The 12,292-nt window shown below is 59.6% G+C and carries 13 protein-coding genes, 2 pseudogenes and 1 riboswitch; of the genes and pseudogenes, 8 read left to right on the top strand and 7 right to left on the bottom strand.

All coding sequences use genetic code 11. The annotated features are described in order from the left end of the window. Nucleotides 1-121 precede the first annotated feature (121 nt). On the bottom strand, nt 122-1,030 hold the full coding sequence (locus tag FHU41_RS01530) for a DNA-3-methyladenine glycosylase family protein (RefSeq protein WP_179387902.1): 909 nt from the start codon (nt 1,028-1,030) through the stop codon (nt 122-124). A gap of 86 nt (nt 1,031-1,116) precedes the next feature. Continuing rightward, entirely contained in the window at nt 1,117-1,431 is a 315-nt protein-coding gene (locus FHU41_RS01525) for a DMT family transporter (RefSeq protein WP_179387901.1), read from the bottom strand. A 9-nt stretch (nt 1,432-1,440) separates the two neighbouring features. Continuing rightward, a riboswitch (guanidine-III (ykkC-III) riboswitch) is annotated at nt 1,441-1,501 on the bottom strand. 119 nt (nt 1,502-1,620) lie between these two features. Here FHU41_RS01525 and FHU41_RS01520 point away from each other — a divergent pair. Continuing rightward, nucleotides 1,621-1,845 (top strand): Rv0909 family putative TA system antitoxin, encoded by a 225-nt coding sequence (locus FHU41_RS01520; RefSeq protein WP_179387900.1) that lies wholly within the window; start codon nt 1,621-1,623, stop codon nt 1,843-1,845. Nucleotides 1,846-1,950: 105 nt separating this feature from the next. Further along, nucleotides 1,951-3,129, top strand: a complete 1,179-nt coding sequence (locus FHU41_RS01515; RefSeq protein WP_343046215.1) for a benzoate/H(+) symporter BenE family transporter — start codon at nt 1,951-1,953, stop codon at nt 3,127-3,129. A gap of 84 nt (nt 3,130-3,213) precedes the next feature. On the opposite strand, the pseudogene zapE reads toward FHU41_RS01515, so the two are convergent. Further along, nucleotides 3,214-4,245: pseudogene (gene zapE / locus FHU41_RS01510) on the bottom strand (cell division protein ZapE); the annotation flags it as partial. A 236-nt stretch (nt 4,246-4,481) separates the two neighbouring features. Between zapE and FHU41_RS01505 the strand changes: the two are divergent. From FHU41_RS01505 to FHU41_RS01495, 3 genes are all read left to right on the top strand, one after another. Beyond that, nucleotides 4,482-5,390: a sulfurtransferase gene (locus FHU41_RS01505; RefSeq protein ID WP_179387898.1), complete on the top strand. Its 909-nt coding sequence runs from the start codon at nt 4,482-4,484 to the stop codon at nt 5,388-5,390. 86 nt (nt 5,391-5,476) lie between these two features. Then, a complete protein-coding gene (locus FHU41_RS01500) occupies nt 5,477-5,896 on the top strand; it encodes a SufE family protein (protein ID WP_179389062.1) in 420 nt (139 codons plus the stop codon). An 86-nt stretch (nt 5,897-5,982) separates the two neighbouring features. Further along, nucleotides 5,983-6,441 carry an aminoacyl-tRNA deacylase gene (locus FHU41_RS01495; RefSeq protein WP_218847020.1) on the top strand — a complete coding sequence of 153 codons (459 nt, stop codon included), beginning with the start codon at nt 5,983-5,985 and terminating at the stop codon, nt 6,439-6,441. A 7-nt stretch (nt 6,442-6,448) separates the two neighbouring features. Here FHU41_RS01495 and FHU41_RS01490 read toward each other — a convergent pair whose 3' ends face one another. Then, nucleotides 6,449-7,696 carry an alpha/beta hydrolase family protein gene (locus FHU41_RS01490; protein WP_179387896.1) on the bottom strand — a complete coding sequence of 416 codons (1,248 nt, stop codon included), beginning with the start codon at nt 7,694-7,696 and terminating at the stop codon, nt 6,449-6,451. A 102-nt stretch (nt 7,697-7,798) separates the two neighbouring features. On the opposite strand from FHU41_RS01490, the gene FHU41_RS01485 reads away from it, so the two are divergent. Both FHU41_RS01485 and msrB read left to right on the top strand, forming a co-directional pair. Beyond that, nucleotides 7,799-8,290: a hypothetical protein gene (locus FHU41_RS01485; protein WP_179387895.1), complete on the top strand. Its 492-nt coding sequence runs from the start codon at nt 7,799-7,801 to the stop codon at nt 8,288-8,290. A 7-nt stretch (nt 8,291-8,297) separates the two neighbouring features. Further along, on the top strand, nt 8,298-8,750 hold the full coding sequence (gene msrB, locus FHU41_RS01480; RefSeq protein ID WP_343046278.1) for a peptide-methionine (R)-S-oxide reductase MsrB: 453 nt from the start codon (nt 8,298-8,300) through the stop codon (nt 8,748-8,750). Here msrB and FHU41_RS01475 read toward each other — a convergent pair. Both FHU41_RS01475 and FHU41_RS01470 read right to left on the bottom strand, forming a co-directional pair. Next, a pseudogene (locus FHU41_RS01475) lies at nt 8,649-9,054 on the bottom strand (recombinase family protein). The gene msrB and the pseudogene FHU41_RS01475 sit on opposite strands and share 102 nt — an antisense overlap. 227 nt (nt 9,055-9,281) lie before the next feature. Then, nucleotides 9,282-10,640 (bottom strand): MFS transporter, encoded by a 1,359-nt coding sequence (locus FHU41_RS01470; RefSeq protein WP_218846898.1) that lies wholly within the window; start codon nt 10,638-10,640, stop codon nt 9,282-9,284. 1 nt (nt 10,641) lies between these two features. Between FHU41_RS01470 and FHU41_RS01465 the strand changes: the two genes are divergently transcribed. Beyond that, nucleotides 10,642-11,661 (top strand): GlxA family transcriptional regulator, encoded by a 1,020-nt coding sequence (locus FHU41_RS01465; protein WP_179387892.1) that lies wholly within the window; start codon nt 10,642-10,644, stop codon nt 11,659-11,661. A gap of 217 nt (nt 11,662-11,878) precedes the next feature. Here FHU41_RS01465 and FHU41_RS01460 read toward each other — a convergent pair whose 3' ends face one another. Next, nucleotides 11,879-12,271 carry a tautomerase family protein gene (locus FHU41_RS01460; RefSeq protein ID WP_179387891.1) on the bottom strand — a complete coding sequence of 131 codons (393 nt, stop codon included), beginning with the start codon at nt 12,269-12,271 and terminating at the stop codon, nt 11,879-11,881. Between the last annotated feature and the right edge of the window lie 21 nt (nt 12,272-12,292).

Raw genomic sequence — 12,292 nt, 5'->3', positions numbered from 1 at the left:
TTGCCTGGTTATTGACCACTCCTGGCAATGCCGGACAACATTTGTCCTGAGACAGCTCAACTAAAATTAGAGTCCCCCAACCTCAGTTGACCTTTCGATCATCGAGAACGGTCCGTTACGGCTAACGCGGACGACGGCGGGGCAAGCCTGCTTCTCTCCGGAGCCAGATGTGCAGCAACACTTCGGCCCACATTCTGAACGGTGCCCAGTTCTCAGCGATACGCAGCACCTCGGCCTGAGTCGGATCCTCTGCTAAGCCATATCTGAGCTTGACCGCGTATTTGGTGAGCTCGTCGTCGGTCACCCCATCGACAACACCGGCGCCACGGTTGAGTATTCCGGAGGCAAAGAACGGACCGATGCCCTCGATGGTACGCAGCTGCGCCAAGGCCTCCTCCACAGACAAGCTCCGCAAATGATTCCTGTTCAGCACGCCATCGAGCGCCGCCCGCGCAACACCATGCAAGCGCTGGATCTTCGTACTATTCAACCCCGGAAACTCGGTGACTTCGAGCAGACGTTCGGAATCGGGGAACGCCGCAAAGCTTTCACCCCGAACCTCAATTCGAGCCCCCAGCTGCTCCGCCATCCGAGCCCGGATGACCCTTGCCTGCTGCATCGAAACCCGATGCCCAATGATGAAATGAGCGGCTGCTTCATAGGGGGAATTGAACAGGACGGGTCGGAGGAATCCGTACTTGTCTTGCAACTGGCCGATTTGTTGCTCTTTCCTGCCGACTTCTGGCCATTCTCTCGCATCAATATCAAGAGACAGCGCGGCCCGGACCTGCTCGACCGCTGCGTTGTCCTGGTCCGCTGCACTGGCCTGGTCGGTACCGTGAACTTCGAATTGAATCTTTGCATCGGCATCTTGACTGACCACAACAGCCGCCGAGGCGCTCCGCCCCTCAATCGGCAACGCCACCACAAGGGCGCTATTATCCGCGGCAAGAGTCGGCCACCCACCAAAGAAAGAATTCTGATTGGCTAAGTCGAAAGGCCCCTGCGGCATCAAGCTTTGAACTCCCATAGGGCGAGATTAGCAGCCTACGGTTACCCAAGAGGGGTTATCAGTCTCCAGCAGCCTGAGCTCTACGAATCGTAGCTTCGCAGGCTTCAGTGCAGCAGTTTGAGTCCCACTACACAGCCCACGATGCCCAGCAGCAACAGAATTTTCAGCACCGAAACAGTCTCCGCTCCGGTCAACATGGCATAGCCTACGGTGAGCGTGGCGCCAATCCCCACCCAAACAGCGTAAGAAGTACCCACCGGTAGGGTTCGCATCGCCCAGGCCAAACCCGCCATGCTCGCCACTACTGTCACGCCGAACACCACGCTCGGCCAAAGTTTCGAAAAGCCTTCGGACTTACCCAGGGCCGTTGCCCAAACCGCTTCCAAGACTCCGGAAATAACCAAAATTACCCACGCCATGACTCACTCCTTGCGCCGTCTTTTCGCTGGCCGGGTACGGCGCACCTCGTCCGGGTGCCTTCGGCTCGCCCATCATTTCACCCTCCGTACCGTAAAGAAAATTTAATTCCTCTTGGCTTGAGATAAATCTCGGTCTAATATGGGTTCCGTTGGGGGCAAGATGGCCCCGCTGAATGAAGGGAGGTGCCCGTGTCTTTATTTGACGACATCAAGGGCAAGGCCGAGGATCTGATCGGCGATAACGCGGATAAGCTCAAAGAAGGCATCGAGAAAGTCGGCGATTTCATCGACGAAAAGACCGGTGACAAGTTCAAGGACCAGATCGACGGCGCACAGGATGCTGCTGGCGGTTTTGTTGACAACTTGAACAAGGATGAAGCTCCTGCAGCTGAGGGTACTGAGCCCCAGGCCTAACCGACCTTCGCTCACGATATAAGTCAAAGAGGCCGTCTGCCCTGCCGTGAGGCAGCGCAGACGGCCTTTGACGTGTCCTGAGCTCCAACCACTTTCAGGAGAGCCGTGTCAACGACCACAGCCCCGCAGGCCGAACTCTCCCGCCCCATCGTTGCCGGAGTGGTCACCGCCCTAGTTGGCTTTACCTCTTCCTTTGCCGTCGTGCTAGCGGGCCTACGCGCGGTGGGAGCCAATGATGCGCAGGCTGCCTCGGGGCTACTCGCCCTCACCCTGAGTTTCGGGCTCGGCATCCTGCTGCTGTCTTGGCGCAGCAAACTTCCGATCACCCTTGCCTGGTCCACCCCCGGTGCCGCCCTGCTGGTCAGCACCGGAGCGGTCGACGGCGGCTGGCCGGCCGCCGTCGGAGCCTTCCTTGCCGTGGGCGTCCTGGTCGTACTGACCGGCCTAATTCCGGCACTGGGACGTCTTATCGGGAAGATTCCAGTAGCGCTGGCTCAAGCGATGCTGGCCGGTGTGCTGCTTTCGCTCTGCCTAGCCCCCTTCAAGGCTCTGGGCTCAACTCCCCTACTCGTCATCCCCATCATCGTTACCTGGTTGCTGATGATGAAGTTCGCCGCACGCTGGGCGGTACCGGTGGCGCTCCTGGTTGCGCTCGTCGTGATCGGAGTGCAACTTCTGGTTTCCGGCAGCACGCTCTCCTCCGCCCAGTTGGTACCTACCTTGGTCTGGACCACCCCGGGTTTCAGTTGGCAGGCAATGGCTGGAATCGCGCTGCCGCTGTTCATCGTCACGATGGCTTCGCAGAATGTTCCGGGAGTCGCCGTGTTGAAGTCCTTCGGCTTCGATACACCCTGGCGGGCATCGATGCTGGTAACCGGAGCCGGGACCGTGCTGGGTGCCCCGTTCGGCGGCCACGCTATTAATCTAGCGGCGCTTAGCGCTGCCCTGGCGGCTGGTGAGGAGGCTGGCCGGGATCCGCGGCGACGTTGGATAGCAGCCTTCTCCTCAGGCTGGATCTACCTCTTGTTGGCTGCTCTCTCCGCTGCCCTGGTAACCCTGGTGGCCGCGGCTCCTGCCGGCCTACTTGAGGCGGTGGCCGGGCTGGCCCTGCTCTCCACCCTGGCTAGTTCGATTTCCGCGGCGCTCTCCGAGCCTAGCGAGCGAATCGGAGCGGTGGTCACCTTCCTCATGGCCGCCTCGGGGCTGAGTTTCCTCGGCATTGGCGCGGCTTTCTGGGCGCTGCTTGCCGGCTTATTAGTCCGCTGGCTGCTGCGTCGTCGTTAGCGAACCGGTTGTCTCCACGGCATCTGTCTCCACGGCATCTGCCTCTACCCCGCCCCGGGGTGCTAGCTCCGAAGCACTCTGCAGCTGGGCTTCCCGGGCCAAGGCTGTCAGCCGGGAGACCGCCCGGTAATACTTCTTCAGGTAGCCGCCAGCCATCATCTCAGCGCTGAACAGCTGGTCGAATGGCACCCCGCTGGCTAAAATCGGCACATCCTTGTCGTAAAGCCGATCCGCGAGCACGACGAATCTGAGTGCCACCGACTGTTCGGTAATGGTCCGCACCCCGTGCCAGACCACACCGTCAATCCCGTCGATCAATTGCCGGTACCGGCTCGGATGAACTCCGGCCAGATGTCCAAGCAACTGTGAGAAGTCGTCTTCGGCAACGGTGCGTTGGGCGCCGGCCGAACCGAATTCGGCTTGAACGGCAGCCGCTATCTGGCTCTCCTCCAAGGGAGCAGGCGGGGTGGGCAGCCCACGGTGCCGGTAATCCTCGCCGTCGATCCGCACCACATCAAATTGCTCGGCCAAGACCTGGATCTCCCTTTGGAAGTCCACCGCCGCGAATCGTCCCTCGCCCAAGGACCCGGGCAAGGTGTTGGAAGTAGCGGCAAGTTTGACCCCGGCATCGGCCAATTCACGCATCAGGCGGGACATCAACACCGTGTCACCGGGATCGTCCAGCTCGAATTCATCGATGCAGACCAGTTTGTACTGTTTGAGCGCCTCCACTGTTTTGTGGAAGGAAAGTGCTCCCACCAGATTGGTGTATTCCACGAAGGTTCCAAAGGCCTTGGGCCCGGGCGCGGAGTGCCAGAGCGAAGCCAGCAAGTGGGTCTTGCCCACTCCGAAACCACCATCAAGGTAAATCCCGGCGCGAGAGCTGGGTTTCTTAGCCGCGAAAAGCTTCCGTAGCCCGCGCGCCTCGGAGCCGCCGATGGTGCTGGAGAACGTTTCTAGGGCTCGTACTGCGGCTGCCTGCGAAGGTTGAGCAGGATCCGGCCGATAACTGGCAAAGGACACCTCGCCGAATCTCGGTGAGGGGTAGAACCCTTTGAGCAGCTCGTCCACGGAAACCGAAGGAGTGCGGGTGGCGAGATGTTCTACGTTGACCAAGATCAATCCGTTCCAAGATGACGCTGAGATGGCTCTGAGATAACTCCCAGCTGGCTGCCGCACGAGGTGACCGGCGTACAGCAAAGGCGGTAGGTGCACTGCCTAGGATATCGCCCCGGCGCGGTGCATATGTCCTTCTGTGACCTTCGGAAGCATTTGTCGGGCCCGGTGGTTAGGCTTGAAGGAAGCTTCCAGTAGCCCTCTCTGACAAGAGTTCTTAGATAAGGAATCCGAGCATGAGCGTTTCAGCCGACACTGCGGAAAAATTTACCGATTATGCCCACCCCGAGCGGTTAGTTTCCACCGAGTGGGTGGCCGATGCTATTGCGGCTGGAAAGCTCGGCACCAGCGAACTAGCCGTGGTGGAGTCCGATGAGGACATTCTGCTCTACGAGACTGGGCATATCCCCGGCGCGGTCAAAATCGACTGGCATACCGATCTGAACGATGCGGATACCCGGGATTACATCGACGGTGAAGCCTTCGCGAAACTGCTGGGTGCCAAGGGGATCACCCGGGAAACCACCGTGGTGATCTACGGTGACAAGTCCAATTGGTGGGCTGCTTACGCGCTCTGGGTCTTCACCCTCTTCGGCCACCAGGACGTCCGCTTGATCGATGGTGGCCGGGATAAGTGGATCACCGAGGGTCGCGAGCTGAGCACCGAGACGGCAGCACCAACCGCCGTCGACTATCCCGTCGTACAGCGCGAAGATGCTGAAATCCGAGCCTTCAAAGACGAGGTACTGAACCATCTTGGCCAGGGCCCACTGATCGACGTCCGCTCCCCCGAGGAATACACCGGCGCACGCACCTCAATGCCGGCTTACCCCGAAGAAGGCGCGCTGCGCGGAGGACACATTCCCACCGCGGCCTCCGTGCCCTGGGCAAAGGCGGCAGCCGAGGATGGCACTTTCCGCAGTCGGGCCGAGCTAGAAGCCATTTACTTTGACGGTGCCGGCCTGCGTGCCGGTGACGATGTGGTGGCTTACTGCCGGATTGGCGAGCGTTCCAGCCACACCTGGTTCGTGCTCAAGCATCTGCTGGGCTTCGAAAAGGTACGCAATTACGATGGCTCCTGGACCGAGTGGGGCAATGCCGTGCGGGTTCCGATTGCAAAGGGAGAAGCTCCGGGCACGATCTGACCCCGGAGAGACGAACTGCCAATAAGTCACACCGCTAAACAGCACCGCGCGAAAGACGTATTCTGAATAACGTGACCGAAACCAGCATGCCCGCAGCACTTGTGGAGATCGTGGACGATTTCCAGGCCCTTGAGGAACCGGAACGCCTGCAACTACTCTTGGAGTTCTCCCGGAATCTTCCGGCGCTCCCCGAGCGGCTGGCGAATCATCCCGAGTTACTGGAACAAGTGGTGGAGTGTCAGTCCCCGCTTTTCCTCACGGTTGAAGAGGATGACGACGGCGGCGTTCAGCTCTATTTCTCGGCCCCGGCTGAGGCGCCCACTACTCGCGGTTTCGCGAGTGTATTACATGAGGGACTCAACGGACGTACTCGGGCGGAGATTCTGGCAGTACCGGACGACATGCCCGAAAAGCTCGGCCTGATGCGCGCCCTGACTCCGCTCCGCTTGCGCGGCATGTCCGCCATGCTGGGCAGGATCAAACGCCAGTTGCGCGCCTTGGCGTGAAGCCCGGCGCAGCCCCGCGGGCCCATCAGCACAAGGGTCATCAACAAAAGGGCCAACCTAAGGGCAGCACCCCGGCTACCGCTGCACTGGACGCAGCCGGGGTGGTCTATAACTTGCATTCCTATCGCCATGATGCCGCTGCACCTTCTTATGGCATCGAAGCCGCTAAGGCCTTGGGTGTTCCGGAACCTCGGGTCTTTAAAACCCTGATGGTGGCAGTGACAGCCGAGCTGGGCACCGAACTGGTTGCCGCCGTCGTACCGGTTAGTGGCAACCTCGATCTGAAGGCTCTAGCTACCACGCTGCATGCCAAGCGCGCGGAACTTGCCGATCCGTGGCTGGCTCAGCGCCGTACCGGATACGTGTTGGGCGGGATCTCCCCACTGGGCAGCAAGCTCCCCCACCCCACCGTATTAGACGAGTCTGCGCTGGAATTCAGCACCATTTTCTGCTCCGCTGGTCGACGCGGACTGGAGCTCGAAATCGCTCCGACCGAATTGGCCAGGCTGAGCAGCGCGGTGTTGGCCCGGATCGCCAAAAACTGAGCGGCTTTTAGTCCAAGAATTCCTCGGGAACCGTATCCCGGGGCAAGTCATAGTGGCCCAGCCGGGGTCCCAGCCAGGCTTTCACTACCTCATCCCAGTGCTCCGGATCCACATTCCATTCCCTGGTGTGCGCAGCTTGGGAGAACTCGACGAAGGTCACCAGCTCCGGATTGCGTTTAGCCAGCTCCACTGAGGGACCGTAGGGCACAAAGTCGTCATCCTTGCTGTGCAGGATCAAGGTTGGGGTACGTAATTCCTCCGCCCGACTGACCCAGTCCAGGCTTTTCAGATCTACCGGTGCGGCCAAGCCGGTCACTCGTCTGCCCAGCGGATGGCTGAGCATTAGCTGGCCATAGCGGCCAATGGGTGCCGGAATCCGATTCAATTCGGCTTGGTGTGCCAGCACATCGATCCAGTTGATCACCGGCGCGTCTAAGACCAAAGCCAAGACTTCCCGCCGGTAACGGCTGCGGTCTACAGTTTGCAAGGACACCGCCCCACCCATCGAATAACCGAAGAGCACAACGTCCTTGGCTCCGTGGCTGAGCGCAAACTCAATGGCTGCCTCCACATCCCGCCACTCCGTGAACCCAAGCCCGTAGCGTCCATCTTCGGCATCGGGGGCATCGCCGTCGTTACGGTAGGACATCAAAAGGCTAGTCAGTCCCAGTTCGCGCGCGGTACGCACCGCGCGCAGGCCTTCGGTGCGCCGGGCTCCCCTGCCATGCACCATAATCGCCCAGCTGGAAAGGCTCTGCTGGGCAGGCCGGATGAGCCAGGCGGGGGCCGGACCGACCGGCAAGTTGATCACCACATCCTCGGCGGCCAGGCCGATTTCGGCCGGACTCTGGAAAACCGCCCCGGTCCACTTACCACGTATCGCGTGTTGCAGATCCCCCGAAACCACCTCTTCGACCACCCGAGACACGGTGCCCTCACGCGGCACGTAGGAACGGATCGCGCCGATTCGAGCATTGCCCCGACCCTCATCAAAGGTCAGCCCATAGAGTCCGTCGACAATGGTCTCTTCGGTAGCAGGGAACACAATGTGCAGTTCTTCGCCCTCGCGCAGCACCGCAAGAATCGGTAGATCCTCCGGCTGCTCTTTTTCCGGAGTGACTACCTTACGGGCGAAGTATCCGGCTAGGGCCGAACTACCTGCCGCAGCGATCGAGGCAGCACCGGCTCCTGCCGCTGCACCGAGCGCGAGCCAACTGAGCCAAGCCGAATACTTCCGAGCGCGTGGTGCTGCCATGCTCCCATTCTGTCCGAGCCATTGGCTTGAGTCGAGTTAGCAACACCCGCAGGGTGTCAGGCGATGGCACGAATAACAACCGTAGGGAGATACGCTTAAGCCATGACGGACACCATCATCATCCTGACCGAAGCGCCGTTAGGCGAGGTCGACGTGGAAAACATCAGCGGGCTACTGGCCGAGGACGAGCAGACGGAATTGATCGTCCTGGTACCGGATGATGTGCGCCGGAATTTGCTGGTTGATGTGATCGATCAGCTGAGCCTGCTGGATATTCCAGCCGCCCTAAAGGAATTCGGTTCCCGGGAGACCAAAGCGGAGGCTCGGGAACGCGCCCAGGCGACCCTGGAAAGCTCCCTGGCTGCTTTGAAGTCCAGCAAGGCCACCGTGAGCGGCAAGGTCATTGAGGGAGACGCCGTCGCAGGCTTAGTATCCGAGGTTCAGGCCAGTTCAGCCCGGCAAGCGGTAGTGGTGACCGAGCCGCATGCGCTTGAGGACACTTTCCATACCGATTGGGCCACCCGCGCGCAGGACAAGCTGGGACTGCCGGTATTGCACCTCTACTCCGGCTCGGGATTTATTGGCGACTCCTGAGCGTTGAATCAACGTGACTGAATCTTCTTCAAACTCCAGCTATTTCCAGAACTCTGCCGTGCCCACCGTGGTGAAAACCGAGGAGCAGTGGTGGGCTGAGTTGAGCCCGGAAGAGTATCGGGTGCTCCGTCAGGCCGGAACCGAGCGAGCGTTTGTGGGCGAGTACACCGATACGCACACCGAGGGTGTCTATCAGTGCCGCGCCTGCGGGGCCGAGCTGTTCCGCAGCAATGAGAAGTTCGACTCGCACTGCGGCTGGCCATCTTTCTTTGCACCACTGGCCGAGGACAAGGTGCGCTATATCCATGACCGCAGCCTGGGCATGGAGCGGGTCGAGGTACGCTGCGCGGCTTGCGACTCACATTTGGGACACGTCTTTGAGGGCGAGGGCTACGGCACACCGACTGACAAGCGGTACTGCATCAACTCGGTGTCGATGACGCTGGTACCGGCGGAATAGTAGCTTTTCCGAACCGGTGGGAGCGTGGACAAACCAGCCTATGCTGAGCTTGACCTCGCGACGGGTGAGTTCAGCAACCATGTCCTTTGCCTCGCGCAATGAACGGGCCAGGCGGTCAAGCTTGGTCACGACGAGGTTATCCCCGCCCCGACAGCGCCTGTCCGAGCCCTGGCCGCGCCCGGTTGGCGCCAGTGGGGCCTCGGTCGGTGAAAGCCATTTCCGGTGACGCCCCAAGAGGCAGCCAAGCGTTCTTCTGAGCCGTGAAGTCTTGATCATTGGTGGATACACGCGCGTATCCGGTGATAGTTTTGAGTACACCGTTTAGGCTCCCGTCACTAGGTTTTTTCCTGGGTAAGACATACGGGAGTATGACACCTGCGAAAACACACGGTTTCGAAAATTTCCGAAATCCTGTTCACTCACAGCTGTGAACCACCGGCTTGCGGGACAGATTGGCAACGTCGAAACGGGACATCCCTTTCGGACACCTACTCAGCAGGGCGGACGAAAGAATAGCGGCAGGTGTCCCACCTACGGAACCTTGAAGTCGCTACCAGTGTCCAAGTCGCCACGACTACTACGCTTGTTGGCGGAAGGTGGTTTCCAGTCCTCAGAGTCGGCCGTAGCCAAAGATTGTGGTTGCGTTGGCTCGGTTGAATTTCTTCTGCTGGCTCGGATGGTCAGCCAGGTAAGGCCTAACAGGATGCTTGCGGTTACGGTGAGGGCCAAGATATTGATGCCACCCCACCCCAAACCTTGAAGAAGCCAGGCGGCAGCGAAAGATCCTGTTGCTGAGATGGCGGCAGTTGTTCCGTCAGTAAAGCCTTGAAGTTTCGCTCCTCGACCTTGAGGGTATGACTGAAGCAGTAGTGCTGACCCGGCAACGAATAAAACATTCCATCCGACCCCAACAAGCATCATTGTCGCCGTCATGCCCCACCCGGAGCTGGAGATCGTTCCTATTGCGCTCCCACATGCAATGATCAGGGCACCGGCGACGTTGGTCTTGAAGGTACCAAACCTCTTAAGAAACAGTGCGCTCAGCGCGGACGGGGCAAACATCCCGACGAGGTGCCACTGGATCATTGTCGCTCCCATGACGGAACCGTGGCCTGCGTGGTCGTTCGCCAACGGGCCTGCCGCCATGACAAGCGTCATCACAAGTCCTGAACCGGCCAGGACGAGAACTGCCTGCTGAAACTGGGGATTGCCGGTGCGGTCCCGGATCTGGATCGCGGGCTTATGGACTCCCACGCCACTGCCAGTTGCTGGCGGCATGGTCGCTGCAAGGATTAGTGCGCCGATTCCCAGAATTGCTATCAATAAGCATGACCCCAGGTATGGTTGCTCGGCCGCTTGTGATGCGGCGATGGCCGCGAATGGCCCCAGCGCCGCCGCAATGATCCCGCCATACATGACCAACGCCAGGGCAGGTTCACGCTTGGCCGGTGGCGCGTATTCTGAGGCCACGAAACGCAGAAATCCGCCCACCGCCCTGTATCCACCGGTCAAGGCAGTCCCCACACAAAACAGGATGAATGAGTGTGATGCGACGGCGATCGCCGAAAGGACCCCGCCAACAATCGCAGTGAGCGCCCCAACAAGCATGACAGGTCGGTACCCGAAGCGGGCAGCGGCATGGCCTGCAATGAACGAACAAGCCGTGCCGACCACGACGATAAGACTCAATGGCAGTGTCATCAACGCCGGGATGGGCACCAACGACATTCCCACCAAGCCGGTAAGGGTCAGGTCGATGCTGACAATCATGTAGTAACAGGCCTGGGCTGCGATGAGACGGATGAGCAGGTTTCGAAAACGCGGAGCAGGTTTGGTCATGTTTCCACGATTCCACTGGGCAAGCAGACCCAACAGTGACAGGATAGCCACTATGCAAAAGAATCCTGCCAATTCACCAAAGAACAGCACTGGTCTTGTGAGTGACCTGAGCCGGATCAAGGTCGCGATCCTGGCACTGCCGGAGGTCCTAGCCCTGGATTTTGGCATACCGATCCAGATTCTTGGGCGTAATACGCCCGGCCTATATGACGTGGCAACGTGTGCGGCTGGCGGTCGGCCGGTCGTCGCCTCGGGCGGGTTCTCGGTGGCTCCAGACCGTGGACTTGATCTATTAGCCGAAGCCGACACTGTAATCATTCCCGGTTACACACGCTCCCGCGACCCACTCCCGGACAATATCCTCGGCGCCTTGGTTGCAGCGCATCAACGCGGAGCCCGCATGGTTTCGATCTGTTCGGGTGCCTTTGCGCTGGCTCAGGCAGGAATCTTGGACGGCCTGTCAGCCACCACCCATTGGGAATCCACCGCCGACCTCGCCCGCCTCTTCCCACGAATCACTGTGGATGAAAATGTTCTCTTCGTCGACAACGGTCAGGTGCTCACCTCCGCCGGTGTCGCGGCAGGGATTGACCTGTGCCTTCACCTGGTCCGGAGCGACTGGGGTGTCGCGCAAGGAAACCTGACGGCCCGATCGATCGTTTCCGCTCCACGCCGTGAAGGCACCCAATCGCAATTCATTGAGCACCGGCCAATGTTCGGCAACTCGGACCAGCCAACGGACGTCGCAGCTGCCATGGAATGGGCAACAAAGCACATGCACCAACCGATCACGATCGCGGACATCTGCGCCGCGACCGCACTCAGTGAAAGAACACTCGCGCGTAGATTTGAGATGCATGCAGGAACCACTCCCATGAAATGGCTTGCAAATCAACGGGTCGAACGCGCCAAGGGGCTACTCGAAACGACGATGGCACCAATTGACAGAATCGCTTCCTCAGTCGGGCTAGGGTCAGGTACCAACTTCCGCAGCATCTTCAAGAAATCTACCTCCTTGACTCCCAGCCAATACCGGCATGCCTTCAGCGCCGGAGAGGGCCTCCAACCCTAGCAAGAAACAATTTCAACCAAGACGGCCAATCCGTCCGTTCAAGGTTCCGCATACGGAAATGGTTACCAAGTGCAGGCAACTGCCAGGTACCGCGCCTCTCGGCACCCGAAATGGACAGACTCCGCCGATACATACGTGACGGTCGACGCCATGACGCGGATAAGGCGCTAAACTCCTTGATGCAGTCTCCCGCTCCTTGGCACTGGCTCTTTCACACTCACACGTTTATGTCGAAGCCGAGCTCGTAGTCACTGGCCGCTTGTCCGCCGGCTCCCCAATTCTCCGGCGGGCTCTCTCGCAAGAGAATCGAGACACCATCACGAGGAATGCCGACTGCTTCGAGCCTTTCGACTATCTCTCGGTACAGGTTACGTTTAGCATCAAGTGAGCGGCCCGCGAAGCAGTCGATAGTCACCCGCGTATAGTAGTCTTCCTGCCCAGCAGCAAGACCATTGACCATACGGTGCGGCTCATAGCAAGCGAAGCGAATAAAGCGATCATCGTCGGGGATCTTGAATGCCGCCACCAGAGCCGCGTGAACGGCATCCATGATGGCAACTTCCTCATCCGAGGTATAGGAACGTCGGACCTCGATCAACGAGCTTGGCATAATCGCAAGAATAGCAATCTA

It is taken from the genome of Psychromicrobium silvestre, assembly GCF_013408295.1.
GTDB lineage: Bacteria > Actinomycetota > Actinomycetes > Actinomycetales > Micrococcaceae > Renibacterium > Renibacterium silvestre.
Note: the sequence above shows the minus strand (reverse complement) of the source record. Positions and strands in the feature narration are given on the sequence as shown.

Excerpts from the sequence above, each read along its gene's own strand:
- FHU41_RS01500 (WP_179389062.1), top strand. The coding sequence starts at position 5,477 with ATGCCCGCAGCACTTGTGGAGATCGTGGACGATTTCCAGGCCCTTGAG.
- FHU41_RS01485 (WP_179387895.1), top strand. The coding sequence starts at position 7,799 with ATGACGGACACCATCATCATCCTGACCGAAGCGCCGTTAGGCGAGGTC.
- FHU41_RS01490 (WP_179387896.1), bottom strand. The coding sequence starts at position 7,696 with ATGGCAGCACCACGCGCTCGGAAGTATTCGGCTTGGCTCAGTTGGCTC.
- FHU41_RS01525 (WP_179387901.1), bottom strand. The coding sequence starts at position 1,431 with ATGGCGTGGGTAATTTTGGTTATTTCCGGAGTCTTGGAAGCGGTTTGG.
- FHU41_RS01460 (WP_179387891.1), bottom strand. The coding sequence starts at position 12,271 with ATGCCAAGCTCGTTGATCGAGGTCCGACGTTCCTATACCTCGGATGAG.
- FHU41_RS01465 (WP_179387892.1), top strand. The coding sequence starts at position 10,642 with ATGCAAAAGAATCCTGCCAATTCACCAAAGAACAGCACTGGTCTTGTG.
- FHU41_RS01530 (WP_179387902.1), bottom strand. The coding sequence starts at position 1,030 with ATGGGAGTTCAAAGCTTGATGCCGCAGGGGCCTTTCGACTTAGCCAAT.
- FHU41_RS01505 (WP_179387898.1), top strand. The coding sequence starts at position 4,482 with ATGAGCGTTTCAGCCGACACTGCGGAAAAATTTACCGATTATGCCCAC.